Here is a 17,899-nt window from a genome sequence, read left to right as displayed (position 1 = left end):
TTTACAACGCGTTTCGGAAACCGAAGTCCGTATCCGCTTCAATGTTACGACTCAAGCCGAAGAGACGAACGATCCCGTTGCGAAGTATGTCGATCTGACTTTGTGGCCCTGCGCAGTCCTCGCTTCAGCCCAAGCCGCAGCTTGGGAGCTGCAGTGAAATCAGGAGGCGGTCTTCACGACGAGCACGTCACAGGGTGCGTTATGTACGACACTCCACGCAACGCTTCCCAGAACCCGTCGAAGCCCCTTCATTCCCACGTTGCCTACCACCAGCAATTGGGCACCGACACGCTCGGCTTCCTCGATGAGGACATCCTGCGGCTTGCCCCGCCCCGCAGCGGGGCGCACCTTCACGGAAGGGTGTTGCTCGCGCAGTTTCACTGTAACTTGCTCGGCCAACTTGAGAGCCTGCTCTGCATCATCCAGTATCCAAGTGTCGTTGCCGATATGGACAACTTCCGTGTTACCCGTAATGTGCGCGCTGACCACCACAAGTTCTGCATCGAGGCCTTCGGCAAGAGTCGCGGCGCGCGATGCTGCCTTGTACGCGGTCTCGCTTCCATCCACACCAACAATCACACTTCCGGTCATGACGTTTCCTCCTCGAACTTCGAACCGCAATTGCGGTATGTGGTGCCTACTTGGTTCGCTTACCTTACTCGGTCAAAGAATCCCATGCCTCTTCGCCGACGCCCGGATCAAAACGGCCGGCTCGGTGACTATTGCAAGCCCCTTTCAGCGCCGCAGTGGAGCAGAGCGAATTCCGTCGAGGTCACCCGAATCGGAATCCCGACAGGAGAGCCGATCCTTACTGGTGTACTGGCTCGTGGGGGCCTACATTACGGGCATGACTAGTTATCCCGTACCAGGCACGCATAGTGACGAACCCCATGACAACACCATCCATGGCAGGCTCAATTGGCTTCGAGCGGGTGTGCTTGGAGCCAATGATGGGATTGTCTCGGTCGCTGCCCTCGTCGTCGGAGTTGCGGGAGCGACAACGGCAACCCCCGTGATTCTTGCCGCTGGCATTGCCGGTCTTGTCGGCGGTGCGATATCCATGGCCCTCGGAGAGTATGTGTCCGTGAGTAGTCAGAAAGACAGCCAGCAGGCCCTCATCGCCAAGGAACGCCTTGAGCTTGAAACCGAGCCTGAAGCGGAACTTGCGGAGCTGGCCGGAATCTACGAATCGAAGGGGCTTAGCCAGGACACAGCCCATCAGGTGGCAGTGGAACTCACCAAACACGATGCCCTGGGGGCCCATCTCGAAGCTGAACTCGGATTGCGCGAGGACGCCGTGGCGAGCCCGCTAGCTGCTGCGGCCGCATCTGCGCTGGCCTTCACCCTTGGCGCGATCCTGCCCCTGCTGACGATTCTTCTGTTTCCAGAGGAAACTCGTGTCCTCGCGACCTTCGTCGCAGTCCTGATTGCCCTCGCCGTAACCGGCTACGGCAGCGCACGGATTGGCGGCAACCCGGCGACGCGCCCGACCGTAAGGATCGTTCTTGGCGGCGCGCTGGCATTGGCAGCCACTTTCCTTATCGGGTCACTCCTGGGCACCACGGGAGTGGTCTGACGCTCCACTGATGCCTGGGAATCGCTCTCTCTTCATTGAGGTTGCCAACCAGGGAGGCGCCGTCAGTGTAAATGTTTGTACATTTCGTTTTTCCGAGTAGGTTTAATACAGTGCCCCACTGAAGGTGGGGCTTATCGAGGCCTTTTACCGAACCCAGCCAAAGGCCTTGGTCCTTTAGATAGGAAGGCTGGGGCGGGGAAACCATAGGTGGGTTCTTTAGGAACCCTTGGGGTGAAGCCGGGCGGGGCGTTTGTCCTCGTGCGGCCGGGTGTCTCCCATCCGAATCCGACAGCTCACCTCGTAGGTATAGGGAGAGATTATCCATGTCATCAAATACTGTGCGCGCCCGACATCGCGCCGATACGAAAAGCCGTTCGATTCTTCTCCTCAGCAGGCAAGCCGTCCTGCCTCAGGGGGGACCCAAGATCGCCGCGCTTGTGGTTGCTTCCGGAATGCTTGCGGCGGGAGCAAGCCCCGCCCACGCTTCGGCGATCGCCCACCCGGCGCAGGATCACACCGTTTCATCGTTCTCATCGGCTGCTTCACCAGTCGAAGTGGAGGGGAGCCCCACCAATCAAGGCACTGCGTACACCGTGAAGTCAGGTGATTCGCTGGGCGCTATCAGCGTTCAGACAGGTGTGGCGTTGCACAAGCTGCTGAGCCTAAACCAGCTCACCGTCGCGTCAATCATCTACCCGGGAAACACCATCGTGCTGTCCGAGGAGTCGAATGCCGTGACTGCTGCACCGGTTGCCTCTGGCTCCGCAGCCTCGTCATCAGCGGTTTCCGACTTTAGCGTGAGTACACAAAGTGCATCGATCAGTCCCCTGAGTAACCGGGTGAGCAGCGAGTCAGGAAATATCTGGGATTCCTCGGACGCTCCCCAGAGCGGTACTGCCAACAGCCGTATTCTTGCCTTCGCCAACACGCAGTTGGGCGCTATTCAGGACTGCACCGTCCTGGGCGAAGGGGCATTGCGAGCCGCCGGGGTGATGGGGGTGGGAGACGAGTCCCCTGAGTCCTTGATGGCCTTCGCTACTCCGGTATCAGATCCCCAGCCCGGCGACTTCGTCTACTACGCCGACGGCGGGATGGGCTTTTCACACAACGCCGTCTACCTCGGCGACGGACGAGCCATCCACAGCGGCTGGAACGGTAACCAGACCGTTGAGGAATCCGTCAATGTGGGTTCCGGTCCTGTCTATTACCGGGTCAACATCTAGTTATCCAACCTCGCTGGCGGGGCTCTGACCTCGCTGACAGCGGTGTTTCTCGGACGCGCCCGGACACCAGATCCGACAAACAGGGATCTGGTGTCCGGGTGAATCCCCCTTTTCCCTCCCCTTGTGCCTTCCCAGGGGGCGCACGATGCCAGGAGTAATGAATGCCACAAGAATCTGATCAACGAACCGCGGGTGTTCGATCGGCCACCCTCATCGCTGCCCTGCTTGTCGCCGCGCTCATCCTGATTATTGGTTTGATCGCTTCCCAGCGAGCCTCCTCACCCGCTTCAGATGGATCAGGAACAGACGTCGCAGAGGAATCCGGCGGCCGGGAGGAAGAAAAGTTCGATTTATCCCGGCGCATCGCCGACGACCCGTTAGCAATGGGTGAGGTCGACGCCCCCGTTGTTCTAGTCGAATACGCCGATTATAGATGCCCGTTCTGCGGGGTTTTCTCGCGCGAGACATTGCCGGCGTTGGTCGAGCAGTATGTAGCTAGCGGAGAACTAAGGATTGAGTGGCGAGATTTACCTGTTTTCGGGGCTGAGTCTCTTGATGCTGCAGTTGCGGGCCGGGCAGCAGGGGAACAGGATAGGTTCTGGGAGTTCAATAAAGCCGTCTTCGCTGCGGCCCCCGACCGCGGACATATCAGCCTCCCGCGCGAGGAGCTGATCCGCATCGCAGAAGAAGTTGGGGTAGCCGACATCACGGCGTTCACAGCGGATCTGGACTCAGAGGAGCTCAATCAGGCTGTTCAAACCGACGCTGAGGAAGCCGCAGCCCTGGGAGCTACCGGAACACCCTTGTTTCTGGTGAACGACATCCCCATCTCGGGCGCCCAACCAGTAGAAGTATTTGAACAAGCCATTGAGACTGTGTTGGCAGAAACCAGTCCCCAGTAATGCTAATCGGATACAGCGGGGCGTTCCTCGGTGGTCTCCTCACCCTCCTCAGTCCGTGCTCAGCATTGTTGCTGCCAGCATTCTTCGCGTATGCCTTCAGCACAAAACGGCAACTGGTCGGCCGGACCTTGCTCTTCTACGCAGGATTGTTGTGCACCCTCGTACCCCTGGGGGTCTTCGCTGGCACCCTGGGGTCTCTCGTCACCACTGACCGACACATTCTCATCGGGCTCGCAGCCGCCCTTATGATCGTTTTGGGTCTCATTCAGATCCTCGGTGTCCGCCTACCGGCATTCATCCGTACCCGGTCCGCGACTGGCGGTTCCGGCGGTTCCGTCTTCGTCCTCGGATTGGCGTACGGGGTCGCAGGAGCCTGTACCGGACCTATCCTTGGGTCAATTCTTACCGTCGCCGCAGCTGGCAGCAACGCCGTCTACGGCGGAATTCTGCTCGCCATCTATGCACTGGGAATGGCAGTCCCACTGTTCTTCCTCGCGGCACTGTGGGACCGCCTCGGCGTTTCCGGACGTCGGTGGCTTCGTCCCCGCCCTGTAACCATCGGACGGTGGTCCAACACCTGGATTATGGTGATCTCTGGCTCCCTTTCAATCGGCATCGGAATCTTCCTCATCGCCACAGACGGAACAGCGAGTCTGGGTGGGATCCTTTCCGTTACTGACCAGTTCGCCCTCGAGAACGCGGTACGTACCTTCGCGGACTCAATCCCCGACGTAGCTGTCATGCTGTCAATTCTCATGCTCCTCACCGCAACCGGCGCCCTCTACTTACGCCGGCGCAGCCACAGGTCATCGGCACCCCCGAATGACCCCGCATCACCAGGAGCGTCTTCGGATCAAGTGTCAAAGGAAGCTCCATGACTCCCCGCACCGAGAACCCCACGACTCAGCGACCCACTCTGCTCAACGCTCTTCTTCAGTGGCCCTTACGCCGGTGGATCGCCGTGCTATTCGGTGCGGTGGCGACCTTCCTGCTCGTAGCCATTCCGACCGATCTCATCGACACGCCATTTTTCAGCCGTGAAGTTCCCCCCACCTGGTGGTCGGTGCCAGCACTGATCATCTCGTCGGCGCTAAGCGGCCTGGTCCTCGGTACCTATATCGCTCAGGATCGGATCGAGGAATCTCCGCGGACCCGTTCGGGCATCGCGGGGGCGATCGTGACCTTTTTTGCCGTCGGCTGCCCGGTGTGCAACAAGATCGTCTTGCTCGCTCTGGGAACCTCGGGAGCGATGCAGTACTTCGAGCCCATTCAACCCCTCCTCGCGGTTCTCGCTATCGGCCTACTCTCCTGGGCCTTCTACCGGCGCGCCACGTACGAGGATCGTTGCCCAGTCCCAGCGAAGTCGGTATAACGGCCGTTTGTTCAGGACGTCGGCGGATCCGCTTTACACCCGAAGTTGGTCGCAATCTCCACTCGGTCACCCACAACATAGGTCCGTCGGAACTCGACGTACTGCGCCCGATGACACCCAGTTCGCTCGATCAGTAGAAGTGGCGAACCGGCGGCACATTGCAGAAGTCTCGAGTGCTCCGGAGCGGCCAGGACAGCCGAGAGTTGCTCAGTTCCGCCGTTGAGGACCATTCCGCAATGCTTCTCGAGCTCCCCATACAAGGAGTTTCTGGTGAAATCTGAATCCACTAAACCTCCCGCAATATCTGCAGGCATCCACACTTCGTCCAGCGCAATTGGCTCCTCGTCGGCAAAGCGCACCCGAGTGAGATGGAAGAATTCGGCGTCCTGCTTCAAGGAGAGCAGGGCCGCCGTGGCAGGACTCTGTGTGATTTCTTGTTGAAGCACAACGCTTCGGTGTTCCATCCCAGAGTCTCGCACGGACGCCAGCAGGCTGTATAACGGGCCGAAGGCTGTATTTCCTCCCGCCTGGACCCGCGACATTCGCCCGGGATGCGCGTTAACGTGCCCCGCATCCCGCAAGGGCCTCAACGCTGCCCTGATCGTTCCACGGCTGACCCCGTATCGTTGCGCCAACTCAAGCTCGCCCGGGAACCGAGCATCGAAAGTGCCACGTTGGAGCTCGCTCAACAAATCGGCGCTCACCCGTTTCCACAACGGACCTGCCGCTCTAGTTCCATCAGTTGTCGTCATGCCGGTAATCCCTCCCGAAACCCTTCATTCAAACCGCACACCCGCATCCCCATTCATCCCATTTACTAGCTGAACCAAGGCTACGCCCCAGCAACTGGCCGAATGGCGCAGCTTGAACGACCTGGGAATGGAACCGTGAGGGATTGTCTCGCTGGGTCCCGTGCCACACTCCTGGCGCTGTGCGAGAGGTAACGCCGACCTTCAACATCGCCCGACTCATGTGGTTCTCAACGGTGCGCTCGGAGCTAAACAAACGCTCGGCGATCTCGGTGTTTGTCATGCCAGTGGCCACAATCTTCACGATCTCGAACTCTCGAGGTGTTAGTGGGCCCGTCATAGAGACTGACTCGGCGACCTCGGAGTTCCGCCAGCAGGGGATGCAATCCCCTGCTGGTCAGCGATTGCCCGGGCGCCTGCAGCACACTCGCCCCGGGACTGGGTGCCTGGACTTTCTAGTTTCGCCAACGCCAGGTGTTTCAGGTTTTGGTTTTCCGTTCCGTGGCTGATGAACCCGGGGTTTTGTTGGCCGGGTTATTCATCGTCACTGTTGGGGTTGTCTTGTTCCTGTATGGGCTGGATCTGAGCATCTTTCCGGTGGGCAAGAATTTGGCCAATCAGTTTGTCCGGCGCGGCGCGCTGAGCCTGTTGTTGCCGTTTGGTTTCGCTATAGGTTTTTGCCTCTGTCGCGGAGCGGGCGGATATTGTTGCGGGCCGCCTCGCCGTGGGGCGGGGTTCTAATCAAGCCGGTGGCGTGTCATGGCGGTGCGCCCAGCGCCGGACGCCCTTCTCGGCCTCCACGATGATCAGCACCGTTGAGCCGATGCCGATGCAAAGGAGCCATTCCCACGGACGCAGGGGCGTGAGCCCGAGTAAGTCCGCGGAGACCGGCCAGGTTTGCACAGCCCAGTGCAATGTCTGGGCCGCCAGAGAGGTGAAGAGCAGAGGTTTGTTCGCCAGCAGCCGGAGCTGGAAGAAGGACTTGTTTTCGGCCCGCGAACTGTGGACCTGAAAGAAGGTAAGCACCACGAACATCGTCAGCGCGAAGGTCCGGGCATGGGTTTCCGTGTACCCGTTGTGTAGAGCCACAATGAAAGTCAGGGTCACGGCCAGCGCCATCCAGCAGCCGGTGATCCCCGCCCGGAACCACAGGGTGCGCGAAAGGATGCCCTCGGACGGCGCGCGGGGCGGGCGGGTGAGCTCATCACCTTCAGCCGGTTCGAAGGTCAGGGCGATGTCCTGGGCGCCATTGGTCACCACGTTCATCCACAGCATCTGGACCGGCAGGAACAGCAGGGGCACCTCGGCGAAAACGCTCAAGGTTACGGCAACCAGGGCGGCCGTACCAGTGGAGAGCAGGAAGAAAGTGGTCTTCCGGACCGCGGAGAACGTGACCCGCCCCTCTTCTACGGCGTGCACGATGGTGACGAAGTTGTCGTCGGTCAGTACGACATCGGAGGATTCGCGGGCGACGTCGGTTCCGGACTTACCCATCGCGACGCCGATCGCAGCCGCCTTGAGGGCCGGGGCGTCGTTGACGCCGTCGCCGGTGACAGCGACGACTTTGCCGTGGGCCTGCAGCGCGCGCACGATCCGGAGCTTCTCCACCGGGGACACCCGTGCCGCAACGGACGTTTGCAGGATCCGGGCGGCGAGCATCTGATCATCCAGGTCCGCCATTTCGGCGCCAGTGAGTGGGGGTTTGTCCGTCGAGAGGCCGAGCCGGCCGGCGATTGCCGTCGCCGTCACAGGATGGTCTCCGGTGATCATCATGACTTTGATCCCGGCCCGTCTGCATTTCACAATGGCGTCGGCTACTCCGGCCCGCGGAGGATCAGTCATTCCTTCCATCCCTAGGAACGTCAGACCGGAGGGCGGCGGCAGAGGTGAAGGCAGTTCCTCGCTATCGGCGAGGATTCTGGACCCGGTGGCAATGACACGCAGCCCTTCCCTGCCCATCGCCTCGTTGGCCGCGTGGATCTGCGCCTCGTCCAGAGGATCGGTTCCGCCGGGTACCCCCAGAACAACTGCCCCAGCCAGTACTGCCTCCGGAGATCCCTTCACGTACAGTGTCCGGCGCCCGGCGGCATCCTGCTGAACGGTCTGAGAATAGCGCAGGTGAGGTTCATAGGGTTGATGGGCAGCCGGTTCGGCTGTGCGCTCCGCTTCACTGATCGCGGCGCGGACGACGGCGGTCAGGGCCATTGCCGCGTCGACCGCGTCGCCTGAATATTCAAGGTCATCGTCTTCGGCGGAGAGTGTCGCCTCATTGGTCAGTGCACCGGCGCGCAGGACGGCACGCACCAGGGGCGAGTCCGTTGATCCGCCGTCGTCGTCCCCAGCGGAAACATCCACGGTCCCGTCACTCGTCCAGATCCTCTCCACGGTCAGCCGGTTCTCGGTGAGCGTCCCGGTCTTGTCCGAACCAATGACATTGGTGGACCCTAACGTCTCAACGGCAGGCAGAGTGCGCACAATCGCGTTCCGCCGGGCCATCCGTGACACCCCCAGGCTCAGCGCCACCGTCAGGACGATCGGCAGTGACTCGGGAATGCTGGCAACCGCCAGTCCGACAGCGGTGCGGAACATCGTAGAGACGTCGTTGCCTAGCACCAGCCCGGCGATGAAGATGAAGACAATCGCGGCGAGGACGATCAGGCCGATCCGCCGCTCCAGGCTGTGGGTGAGCAGCTGTAGCGGTGATTTCCCGGTTGGGCCCTGGACGAGGGCGTTGATCTCTCCCAGGGCAGTGCTGGCCCCAGTCGCAATCACGACGCCTTTGCCTCTGCCATTCCCAACAAATGTGCCACTGAATGCCACGTTCGTTTTGTCGGCGTCGCTGATGTCTACTGGCAAGGCAGCGGTATGCTTGGACGCGGCGAAGGACTCCCCCGTCAGCATCGACTCATCCATCTGCAGTCCGTTGGCTTCGAAAAGCCGCAGGTCAGCCGATACCCGTTCGCCGCTCTCCAGCAGCACCACGTCCCCGCGGACGACGTCTCGCCCCGGGATTACCTGTTCTGTGCCGTCCCGCAGTACCCGGCACGTCGGGCTGGTCAACGATTGGAGTGCACGCACGGCCTCCTCCGCCTTGCGTTCCTGAAAAAAGCCCAGGGCCGCATTGATACACAGGATGAGGAAGATCGCGCCTGCGTCCACCCAGTGCTGCTGAACCAGGGTCACCACAGCCGCCACCAGCAGAATACCAATCAGCGGGCTGATGAACTGGCGAAAAAGTACCCGCCACCAGGGGCTCAGCTTCGCGAAGCTCAGCTCGTTCGGGCCCAGTTCAGCCAGTCGGCGGGTAGCCTCGGAACCGCTGAGCCCTTGCGGGCCCGATGACAAAACCGAGAAGACCTCGGGAGGATTCAACGCGTGCCATGAGGGTGGCGTGACTGAGCTCGGCGCGGAGGCCGCGGGCTGGGCTGCCATGGGCTCAGTCTTCTCGGACACTGGCTATCCGACAAGGGACCTTCGGACCGAGTACAGCAGCTGGCTGCAACAGGACAGCGGGAGCTCCTGTGCGGCGTAGAGGCCTTCCAGAAGGGGTCCTTAGGATCTACCTACCCGAATTCAGCCAGGGCATGGTCTAAGGAGGAGACCTTCAACCAGTCAAGGACTGATCGTGAACGCGGCTTTGATCCCACCCCATACGAAAAGGGCTATGACTCCTCGGCCAGGGTGTCCTGGCCTAACTCTCAATGGGGGGTCAGCGTGAGTATCCACGAGGCGCCGGAATACCCGATTCTCGTCGGCTACGACGGATCTGACACATCAGAACGTGCAGTTTTGTGGGCTGTGCACCACGCCGCTGCGACCAGGCTGCCCCTCGTCGTCGTGCACTGCTAAATGGGGATGTCTCATTGACGGCTCGCCCCAAAGCGACAAAGCCCTGCTGTTCGCCGTGGATATGGCGAAAGCGCGCCACACCTCCCTACGTCTACTGCATATTCGTCCCTACAGCCGATACGCCATCACACGACCACCGGTTTCGGTATCAAAGAACGATCCAATCGTCCAGCAGGCCCTCGATCTGCTGGGCGATGACGTCGATGTCACCATCGTCGAAGACTCGTTGGACGGACCCACTGTGCCGAGGAATATCGTTCTACATGCACAAAGGCCTCCTGCGTTGTTGTCGGCGCCAAAGGACGCAACACCCTCACCGTTCGCCTCGGGTCCACCGTGCACGCGGTCTTGCATTATGCCCAGGGGGCAACGATTATCGTCCGCTGATGAAGCCTGTTCTCGGCTTAGGTGAATTCCTCAATCTTCCCTTCGAGCCCGCCGATCATCGAGCTCATCGACTGCGGCGTGGAAGTTCTCCAGTACCCGTGAGGTATTCAGCGATTGTGGCAAGTTTGGTATTGGTATTCGAGCTCGAACGCACAAGCAGAATGAATGCTTGATTCCCAGTGATTCCGTACCGCTCCATCAAAATCCCCTTAGCCTGACCGATCGTGTCCCGGCTGGCAAGCGCATCATGCATCTGATCCATTTTTTTGCTCTCCGCAAAAGCCACCGACGCGTGAGCGGCAATCAAGAGTCCAATTTCCTCCGATTCGGCATTGAATGCGTTGGTGTGCCGGCTATAGAGGTTCATCGCCCCAAGGTTGTCCCCTTCCACGTAAAGCTGGAAAGCGAGCATACTCGCAGCACCGAGGTTCATCGCCCCCTCAGCAAAACGAGGCCAGCGGTCTTCATGAGCCATATCCGGAACGCTGACGGTGCGGTGTTCGAATACCGCATCAAGGCAAGGACCCTGACCGACCCGGGTCTGCAGAGCATCAACCTGTCGGGGGAGATCGCTCGACGGTGCGCGGGACTCTACACCCCGTCGTCCCGTTATCAGACTGATCGAGGCATCATCGGTCCCCGGTACCAGATCGATGGCTGCCTTGACCATATGCCCGAGGAGGGATTCTACATCGTCTTCGGCTTGCAGCACACGAGCGAACTCACTCATCTGCTCGGCCATGTCTTCGAAAGCGACACTGCCTGGGATAGCTCCAACGAGTCTGTTCGGTGCGGTACTGCTTTCCGCCATATCCCAGTATCCCGCGTTATGTGAATCCAGTCCACAGATCGTCCAAAGCCCCGTCAGAACCACGATTGGACATGAACTCGTGGGGAGACGCGTGGCTACTTCTGCGCACTTTGCAGCGCTCGGGGCTACCGCCCTGGCGTATTTGCGTCTACGCTGTCCCTTAGGTCCAGTAGCTGGCCGCAAGAAGATCAACTTGTGGAGCCATGCGTGGAACATAAATTGCGAGTCATTATCAAGCTGGATATCGATCATGCCAGCGCGACCGTTCAGATTACCGGTTGTCTGACGCCTCAAGGCTGCAAGGCGCTTCTCCCCCTAATCATCCGCGCTCAAGGCTTATCAGGAAGTCTCGCGGTACAGATTGACCTCTCGCACGCACGGCACATCGACGCCGAAGCATTGCATTCGCTTGAGGCCTACTCGCTCACGGGGACCGTCGCGGCAGATCCCCAACTCCGGATCACGATGCCCGCTCATCTCCCTACCTGTCCCGCGCTGAAGCACAGCCTCGATGCTTTCTAAGCGGAAGCCACCCAAAACAAACCTTTCTTTGGGTACCACAATGCCCAGGGGACCTCCACCAGCCAACTTCTTGACGAGTCCCGCCACGTTCGGGCGGAACATGGGGGGTCTGCCCGGACGTGACGTTACACAGAACACCGGAAGTGCTCATGTGCGGGACTTGATCAGCGTCGGTGGGGGTTCACCAGCCAGCGTTGAACGTATGGTTCGGTCCGCCCAAGGAAGTCAATCATTCGGGCCGCGACAGCTGCGGGGTTGCTGTGGTGCACGGCATGTGGGCTACCGCTGATCTCGATGAGCTCGCCGTTCTGGGCAGAGTCCGTCAAAGATCGGGACCAGCGGGAGCCTGCTATTGGATCCCGGGTGCCGCGCATGATCAATACCGGTTGTTCCGCCAAGGGCAGGCGTTCTTCAAGCTTGTAGGCCATGGCTACCGCGAGCTCTGTAACGTACCAACGGGGCCCGCACCGAAGGACGTCCAAGAACTGTGAACTGTTCAGCAATGGCTTTTCCAGCATCGAATTAAACATCAGCCGTGGCGCCTGCCGGAGCACCGTCCGCTGTTTCACGTCGATCGCTGCCCCAATCAGAATCAGGGTACTCACCAGATCTGGGCGTTCAATGGCCAACTCAGTTGCGCTTTGTGCTCCCATGGAGTGGCCGACCACCACGTATGGTCCTCCACCGATTTCATCCAGAAGAGAGCCGATCAGCGTCGCGCTGTCTGGGTTTGTGAGCTTGTCCGCTGGTCGATGAGTCCAGCCGTAGCCGGGAAGATCAATGAGATAGCTATCGCCGTGGACGGCCAGAGTTGCGGCAAGCCGCCTGAAATAGCGGTGGGACATGCCGATACCGTGAATGAAGACGAATACCCGCCGGGACGCTCCACTGTTGCTGGCGGCGTCATGCGTGTCGGACTCTGTACCCATCACAAGGTATGCGCGGCACTGTTTGTCTCCCACTTTAATACTGTGGAACGCAGTGACGTCTGAGCTGGCTGATCCGTCATTTCCCCCGCTGTGCATGGTGTGATCGCGCGAGGGAATCGTTCGCTGGCGCAGTGGGTCGGGTACGGACGGGTGCCCGGATGGGAACGAAGCCGGCCCGGTCTGGGGGAGGAAGGTGAGAATGGCGGACGCCACCTCACGCGCACCGCCGGAACTTGGTTGCTCGATGACCTCGGTCAAGAGTCGCCTGACCAGGGCGACGATGCTGGCCGGAGCCCTGGAATTGGTCGACGACGAGGGCCTGGACGCGCTCTCGATGAGGAAGCTCGGCCAAAAGCTAGGCAAAGACCCGATGGCTCTGTATCGGTATGCGAAAAACCGTGAAGCGCTGCTTGATGGCCTGACCGAAATCATCTGGGACCAGCTGGTCATTCCCCCCGTTGACAATTGGCAGGATCAACTTCGCACCACTGCCCACGTCTTCCGGAACCTGGTCCTGCGACATCCGAACGTTGCGCCCTCTCTTGGTCACCCGACCGCTGTCCACCCCTCTGGGCTTGCGCCCTCCCGGGGCGCTTCGCCCCATCGAACAGCTTCTGGCCTTACTCATGAGGGCTGGCTTCGACTCGCGTGGGGCTTTGCTCGTGTACCGCGCCTACTACGGCTTTCTCTTCGGCCACATCATCAACGAGCTCGAGGAGTCTGTCGTCGACGCCGACGAGGACGAGGACGAGGAAATGTTAAGGCTTGGACTGCAACGGCTTGCCAAGAAAGACTTTCCGCACCTGCGCACTCTAGCCCCCTTACTGACGGACTATGACGGCAAAGCCGAACTCGATCAAGGAATGGACATCCTCCTCCAAGGACTTGAAATCAGCCTCAGTAGAACGCAATAACCTGATTCGCTTGAGGCTAGGCCGCGGGTGAACAAGCAAACAGGTCAGGGCCTTGATCACGACCAAGAATTTCATTGGTGAGAGCACAGGAAATCAGGCCGGGTATCTTCGGGAGCATCGGGTCTATGGTTAAGTCAGGACGGAAATCTGAGAGCAAGCTGGAGGAGATAGGGCTTTTATTTATGGGCGACCCACCATGCCACGGTGCGCTGTGCCGGAGGAGTCATGCCTGAGCTATATCCGGCGCTGGGCTCGGATAGTGCCCATCTATGTGCTCCCTATCTTGAGTTATTGCCCATCACGGGTGCGTCAATCTCCGTGTTCGGTGGATCTATGCACGAGACCTTACTTCATGCCAGCGATGCGGTAGCGGCCAGATTAGACGAACTGCAATTCGATCTTGGAGAAGGTCCTCGGTGGGAGGCTCTTCGTACCCGCCTTCCGGTGCTTCTACCTGATCTACGGTTCGGGGATCAGCATTTATGGCCGGTCTTTGGGAAGGCTGTCGCCGAGACGGGCGTTGCGGCGATGTATGTTTTTCCGCTGACCATCGGGGCAATCAATGTTGGTGTGGTGGAACTGTATAGAACGTCACCTTGGACCCTCAGTCGTTCCGATCTAATGACTGCGTCATCGCTCGCAGAAAACACGTCGTGGACGGTCTTGCGCCAGTTACTGAATGACAACGCTGTTGACCATAACGGATCCGTTCCAGGAAGTTCCCTGATATCTCGGCGGGAAATCCATCAAGCCACCGGTATGGTTCTCGCCCAGGCAGCCCTGTCGGCAGCCGATGCACTGCTGCTTCTACGCGCTCATGCGTTCGCCAACGGCAGCACGCTAGCGGAAATCGCCCGGACTGTGGTTGCCCGTGAACTGGATTTCTCCCCGCCCGACGAAAGGAACGATCAGCATGTGCTGGAGTAGATTGGGCGCATCGTGACTACATCGCGTTCGGAACAGGTCAGCGCCGCGTTTGTGAAACTGGCAGAGACACTCGTCGCCGACTACCACGTTCTTGATCTTTTGCAGACGCTCGTTGAGGAGACAGTCAGCCTCCTCGATGCCGCTGCCGTTGGCCTGTTGTTAGCCGATCCACACGGAGAACTGCAGGTGGTCGCCTCTACCAATGAGGAAAGTCAGCTCGTGGAGATACTTCAACTTCAGGCCGGTGCAGGTCCCTGCGTTGAATGTTTCAAAACAGGCGCCGTGGTAACCATCGACAGCATCGATTCCATGGGCCCGCGCTGGCCGGAGTTCCAGGCCGCGGCGCTGAGCCAGGGGTTTCACTCAATACACGCGGTTCCACTACGGGTGCGTGACCGGACCATTGGTGCGATGGGAATGTTCGGTCGAGATATTGGTGCGCTGACCGCTGAGGACTCAGCCATTGGGCAAGCGTTGGCAGACGTAGCGACCGTTGGCTTACTCCATGAGCGCACCATCCGAGAAGGCACACTGATCAACGAACAACTACAACGTGCACTAACCAGCCGGGTTCTTGTTGAACAGGCAAAAGGGGTTATCTCTCAAACCAAGAGCGTGGACCTGGATGAGGCCTTCAACCTACTCCGCCGATACTCGCGCTCACAGAGCATTGGATTGCAAGACACGGCACGCAAGATTGTGAGCGGTTCCCTCACGCTTTAGGGTGGCTGGATTGGTTGTCCCTGCGGTCAAGTTCTTCAGTCAGCTCTTCCAGGCGAGTACTTGTTTCGGGGTCCGGCTGAGTATCGCGGATATACTCCATATCCAGTTGACGACCCGTCCTACTGTTGAGGACTTCTACCTGAAGAAGGTCCAGATCGGCCAGGTCCTCGGGGAACTGGTCCTCGGGTGCAAGCCGACTCGGGGACGCGGTCCCACTGCTGGCGCCCAATCCCGCCAATGGGTCGGGAATTGATTCGGAAGTGGCACTGGATCCAGGCGAAACCGGGTACGTGGCTTGCCAGTTTGAGCCCGCAGACAGGTGGTTGGCTCTCGAGTCCGGCCGAACCTCCTTGGCGGCCTGTGAGAGAGGTTCAATGACCGACCAAGCAGGATAATTGCCAAGCCTTTTCACGGCTTCCGGATCCACGGATCGAGCTCCGCTGAGATCGATACTCATGCTGAGATCCGGTGCCAGATAGCTGGTGGTGACAACCATTCGGATCAAGGCATCACAGTTTGTCTGCGTCAAGGATCCGCGAACGACCACGGTCGCAAAGTTCATGTCGGTATTGACTTGGATGAGTGCGCTTAGCCGCAATTCCGGCGCCAGGTGCTTGACCTTTTGCCCCGCGGAGAGCCCTTCAAAAGTTGCCATGATCTTAACCCCAAACTAGTAGTCATTCGCATAGTCCATGCGGGCGTGCCGGGGTCCGGGGCAACACCCCAACAATAACGCGCTCAAAGATTTCCGTCCACCGGTTTCTGCTATCCAGACCGACCAGCACTACTGATAATCAACCCGGCTGGCCCAGGTCTTCGAGCTTGTCTTGTGCAACACAGTGAACGGAGTGAGGCAGTCAGTAACGCCGGGTAAAGGTGTCCCGAATTCGCGAGTCGAGACGCCTCAGGAACCAAGTACGAGCCGTCCGCTAGCCTCTTGTGTTCACATCATAAGCATGCTTACATTATGCATGGGTGATTCTTAGATACGTTCAGCGATCGTGGACTTCGGGAACCACGCCAGCACTTGAGATAAACCAACACAAGGTTCCATCTATATTCCAGGTGTCGATGGCCCAGACCCCGCTACGGAATATGTTTCCGCATCCCAGCGCCGTTTCTGCCACACCTACCTAGACTTCAGTCTCAGCTCGTTGCGCGGCCATTAGATCCATCCATAAGAAGCCGGGCCCGGGGCGGCGAAGGATGTCTCGCAGACCTCCGGTAGCGAAGCTAGGAAGCACGCATCTCTCTAGCGGGAAAATCATGACCGCTCACAATAACCATCTCGACAGCACCCGCGAGAAGACCACCATGCAGAAAGCCGCAATGGGCATGGGCGCCGTTTTTCTACTCGTCGGCATTCTCGGTTTCATTCCGGGGGTCACCAGCCAACACGATCAGATGGACATGGCAGGACCCGAATCTGAGGCGTTGTTACTAGACATTTTTCAGGTGTCGATCCTACACAACATCGTTCACCTCCTTTTCGGCGTCGCTGGCCTGGTCCTTGCCCGTACCTACTCGAACGCCAAGAACTACCTCCTCGTCGGAGGAGTTATCTACCTGGTTCTCTGGATTTACGGGCTGGTCATTGATCAGGATTCCACCGCTAACTTCGTCCCACTGAATGATGCGGACAACTGGCTACACCTGTTCCTGGGCGCCGCGATGATTGCACTAGCGCTGATCCTTCGCCGGAAGCGGGACCACAACACAGGCAACCGCACCTAAAGAAAAAGCAACACCCTCCGACGGGGACCTGCTCGCGGGCAGGACCCCGTCGGTTCCAGTCCGACCGTGGGGGTCTCAACATATAAGGAACCCAATGATGAGCACTGAGGCCCCTACCCGTAGCGTGCGCGTTGCTAAGCCGAACGACGTCGTTGCCTCCTATGCGACGCTGCTGAAGCAGGTACGCAAAGAAGGTCTGCTGACCCGCCGCCGCCGCTTTTACGTTTCCGTCTTCGCCGCCCTCGCCCTGACCATGGGTGCCGCCTGGACCGGTTTCGCCCTGCTGGGTGACACCTGGTTCCAGCTGCTCATCGCCGCCGTGCTCGGCATCGTCTTCACGCAGATCGCGTTCCTGGCCCACGAGGCCTCCCACCGACAGATCTTCAAGACCCGCGCGGCCAACGACTGGTCCGGACGGATCCTGGCCGCCGGCGTCGTCGGCATCAGCTACCAATGGTGGATGAATTAACACACCCGCCACCACAACGACCCCAACGTGGTGGGCAAAGACCCGGACATTGAGATCGATACCATCTCCTTCACCGAGGAAGACGCAGCCAAAGCCAAAGGCCTCCACGCCTGGATCACCCGCCGCCAGGGCTACCTCTTCTTCCCCCTACTCACCTTCGAAGGTTTGAACCTGCACGCCAAATCGATCAGCACCCTGTTCCGCCCCGGACCGGTGCAGGGCCGCTGGATCGAACTGACCCTCCTCGCGATCCGGTTCGGCGCCTACCTCGGCATCCTGTTCTGGTTCCTGCCCCTCGGCATGGCATTTGCCTTCATCGGCGTTCAAATGGCCGTGTTCGGCATCTACATGGGAGCCTCCTTCGCCCCCAACCACAAGGGCATGCCGATCATCCCCAAGAACAGCAAACTGGACTTCTTCCAAAAACAGGTGCTCACCTCACGCAACATTCGGGGCGGCAACTTCGTCAACAACGCCTTCGGCGGCCTGAACTTCCAGATCGAGCACCACCTGTTCCCGGACATGCCACGCCCACACCTGCGCAAAGCAGCCCTGATCGTCCGCGAGCACTGCGAACGCCTCAAAGTCCCCTACACCGAGGTCGGCGTCGCAGCCTCCTACGGCGCCGTCGTGTCCTACCTCAACCGGGTAGGACTCGCCGCACGCGACCCCTTCGACTGCCCCATGGTCAACAAATACCGGCACCAATAGCCCGAACGACTTTTTGAGGCACCATGACAAGGACCTATAGCCATGTTGGACCTGGATCAATGGCCAACCAGCCGGCGCCTTCTCACCGCCGCTCGACTAGT

At 59.6% G+C, this 17,899-nt stretch carries 20 protein-coding genes, 2 pseudogenes and 1 riboswitch; of the genes and pseudogenes, 15 read left to right on the top strand and 7 right to left on the bottom strand.

The window, feature by feature from the left end; all coding sequences use genetic code 11:
• Positions 1-159: 159 nt before the first annotated feature.
• Positions 160-591 carry a universal stress protein gene (locus ACX80T_RS03200; RefSeq protein WP_459303676.1) on the bottom strand — a complete coding sequence of 144 codons (432 nt, stop codon included), beginning with the start codon at positions 589-591 and terminating at the stop codon, positions 160-162.
• A 256-nt stretch (positions 592-847) separates the two neighbouring features.
• On the opposite strand from ACX80T_RS03200, the gene ACX80T_RS03195 reads away from it, so the two are divergent.
• From ACX80T_RS03195 to ACX80T_RS03175, 5 genes are all read left to right on the top strand, one after another.
• Positions 848-1,576 (top strand): VIT1/CCC1 transporter family protein, encoded by a 729-nt coding sequence (locus ACX80T_RS03195; protein WP_459303675.1) that lies wholly within the window; start codon positions 848-850, stop codon positions 1,574-1,576.
• 142 nt (positions 1,577-1,718) lie between these two features.
• Positions 1,719-1,897, top strand: a riboswitch (cyclic di-AMP (ydaO/yuaA leader).
• A 2-nt stretch (positions 1,898-1,899) separates the two neighbouring features.
• A complete protein-coding gene (locus tag ACX80T_RS03190) occupies positions 1,900-2,799 on the top strand; it encodes a LysM peptidoglycan-binding domain-containing protein (protein ID WP_459303674.1) in 900 nt (299 codons plus the stop codon).
• A 161-nt stretch (positions 2,800-2,960) separates the two neighbouring features.
• The gene (locus ACX80T_RS03185) at positions 2,961-3,701 is read left to right on the top strand and encodes a DsbA family protein (protein ID WP_459303673.1); all 741 of its coding nucleotides are present in this window, start codon (positions 2,961-2,963) and stop codon (positions 3,699-3,701) included.
• A complete protein-coding gene (locus ACX80T_RS03180) occupies positions 3,701-4,579 on the top strand; it encodes a cytochrome c biogenesis CcdA family protein (protein WP_459303672.1) in 879 nt (292 codons plus the stop codon). The genes ACX80T_RS03185 and ACX80T_RS03180 overlap by 1 nt, the downstream gene beginning before the upstream one ends.
• A complete protein-coding gene (locus ACX80T_RS03175; protein WP_459303671.1) occupies positions 4,576-5,073 on the top strand; it encodes a hypothetical protein in 498 nt (165 codons plus the stop codon). Before ACX80T_RS03180 ends, ACX80T_RS03175 begins: the two co-directional genes overlap by 4 nt.
• Positions 5,074-5,084: 11 nt before the next feature.
• Here ACX80T_RS03175 and ACX80T_RS03170 read toward each other — a convergent pair whose 3' ends face one another.
• Positions 5,085-5,825 carry a GntR family transcriptional regulator gene (locus ACX80T_RS03170; RefSeq protein ID WP_459303670.1) on the bottom strand — a complete coding sequence of 247 codons (741 nt, stop codon included), beginning with the start codon at positions 5,823-5,825 and terminating at the stop codon, positions 5,085-5,087.
• Between the two features lie 28 nt (positions 5,826-5,853).
• Positions 5,854-6,162 carry a response regulator transcription factor gene (locus tag ACX80T_RS03165; protein WP_459303669.1) on the bottom strand — a complete coding sequence of 103 codons (309 nt, stop codon included), beginning with the start codon at positions 6,160-6,162 and terminating at the stop codon, positions 5,854-5,856.
• A gap of 134 nt (positions 6,163-6,296) precedes the next feature.
• On the opposite strand from ACX80T_RS03165, the gene ACX80T_RS03160 reads away from it, so the two are divergent.
• The gene (locus tag ACX80T_RS03160) at positions 6,297-6,563 is read left to right on the top strand and encodes a DUF1538 family protein (RefSeq protein ID WP_459303668.1); all 267 of its coding nucleotides are present in this window, start codon (positions 6,297-6,299) and stop codon (positions 6,561-6,563) included.
• On the opposite strand, the gene ACX80T_RS03155 is transcribed toward ACX80T_RS03160, so the two are convergent.
• Positions 6,564-9,254, bottom strand: a complete 2,691-nt coding sequence (locus ACX80T_RS03155; protein ID WP_459303667.1) for a cation-translocating P-type ATPase — start codon at positions 9,252-9,254, stop codon at positions 6,564-6,566.
• A 282-nt stretch (positions 9,255-9,536) separates the two neighbouring features.
• On the opposite strand from ACX80T_RS03155, the gene ACX80T_RS03150 reads away from it, so the two are divergent.
• Both ACX80T_RS03150 and ACX80T_RS03145 read left to right on the top strand, forming a co-directional pair.
• Entirely contained in the window at positions 9,537-9,671 is a 135-nt protein-coding gene (locus ACX80T_RS03150; RefSeq protein WP_459303666.1) for a universal stress protein, read from the top strand.
• 61 nt (positions 9,672-9,732) lie between these two features.
• Complete coding sequence (locus ACX80T_RS03145) at positions 9,733-10,083, top strand: hypothetical protein (RefSeq protein WP_459303881.1); 351 nt, start codon at positions 9,733-9,735, stop codon at positions 10,081-10,083.
• A 39-nt stretch (positions 10,084-10,122) separates the two neighbouring features.
• Here ACX80T_RS03145 and ACX80T_RS03140 read toward each other — a convergent pair whose 3' ends face one another.
• Positions 10,123-10,728, bottom strand: coding sequence for a GAF and ANTAR domain-containing protein (locus tag ACX80T_RS03140; RefSeq protein ID WP_459303880.1), 606 nt, complete (start codon positions 10,726-10,728; stop codon positions 10,123-10,125).
• A gap of 348 nt (positions 10,729-11,076) precedes the next feature.
• On the opposite strand from ACX80T_RS03140, the gene ACX80T_RS03135 reads away from it, so the two are divergent.
• A complete protein-coding gene (locus ACX80T_RS03135; protein ID WP_459303665.1) occupies positions 11,077-11,391 on the top strand; it encodes a hypothetical protein in 315 nt (104 codons plus the stop codon).
• Between the two features lie 164 nt (positions 11,392-11,555).
• On the opposite strand, the gene ACX80T_RS03130 is transcribed toward ACX80T_RS03135, so the two are convergent.
• On the bottom strand, positions 11,556-12,353 hold the full coding sequence (locus ACX80T_RS03130) for an alpha/beta fold hydrolase (RefSeq protein WP_459303664.1): 798 nt from the start codon (positions 12,351-12,353) through the stop codon (positions 11,556-11,558).
• A 166-nt stretch (positions 12,354-12,519) separates the two neighbouring features.
• On the opposite strand from ACX80T_RS03130, the pseudogene ACX80T_RS03125 reads away from it, so the two are divergent.
• From ACX80T_RS03125 to ACX80T_RS03110, 4 genes and pseudogenes are all read left to right on the top strand, one after another.
• Positions 12,520-12,675, top strand: a pseudogene (locus tag ACX80T_RS03125) (TetR/AcrR family transcriptional regulator); the annotation flags it as partial.
• Positions 12,676-12,895: 220 nt separating this feature from the next.
• The gene (locus ACX80T_RS03120; protein WP_459303662.1) at positions 12,896-13,234 is read left to right on the top strand and encodes a TetR/AcrR family transcriptional regulator C-terminal domain-containing protein; all 339 of its coding nucleotides are present in this window, start codon (positions 12,896-12,898) and stop codon (positions 13,232-13,234) included.
• A 225-nt stretch (positions 13,235-13,459) separates the two neighbouring features.
• Positions 13,460-14,161: a GAF domain-containing protein gene (locus tag ACX80T_RS03115; protein WP_459303661.1), complete on the top strand. Its 702-nt coding sequence runs from the start codon at positions 13,460-13,462 to the stop codon at positions 14,159-14,161.
• A gap of 9 nt (positions 14,162-14,170) precedes the next feature.
• Positions 14,171-14,884 carry a GAF and ANTAR domain-containing protein gene (locus ACX80T_RS03110; protein WP_459303879.1) on the top strand — a complete coding sequence of 238 codons (714 nt, stop codon included), beginning with the start codon at positions 14,171-14,173 and terminating at the stop codon, positions 14,882-14,884.
• Here ACX80T_RS03110 and ACX80T_RS03105 read toward each other — a convergent pair.
• Complete coding sequence (locus ACX80T_RS03105; RefSeq protein WP_459303660.1) at positions 14,874-15,539, bottom strand: hypothetical protein; 666 nt, start codon at positions 15,537-15,539, stop codon at positions 14,874-14,876. The two genes, ACX80T_RS03110 and ACX80T_RS03105, sit on opposite strands and share 11 nt — an antisense overlap.
• A gap of 611 nt (positions 15,540-16,150) precedes the next feature.
• Between ACX80T_RS03105 and ACX80T_RS03100 the strand changes: the two genes are divergently transcribed.
• Entirely contained in the window at positions 16,151-16,618 is a 468-nt protein-coding gene (locus ACX80T_RS03100) for a DUF4383 domain-containing protein (RefSeq protein WP_459303659.1), read from the top strand.
• Between the two features lie 97 nt (positions 16,619-16,715).
• Positions 16,716-17,798 (top strand): annotated as a pseudogene (locus ACX80T_RS03095) (fatty acid desaturase family protein).
• Positions 17,799-17,899: the final 101 nt, after the last annotated feature.

The organism is Arthrobacter sp. Sr33 (assembly GCF_054511195.1).
Note: the sequence above shows the minus strand (reverse complement) of the source record. Positions and strands in the feature narration are given on the sequence as shown.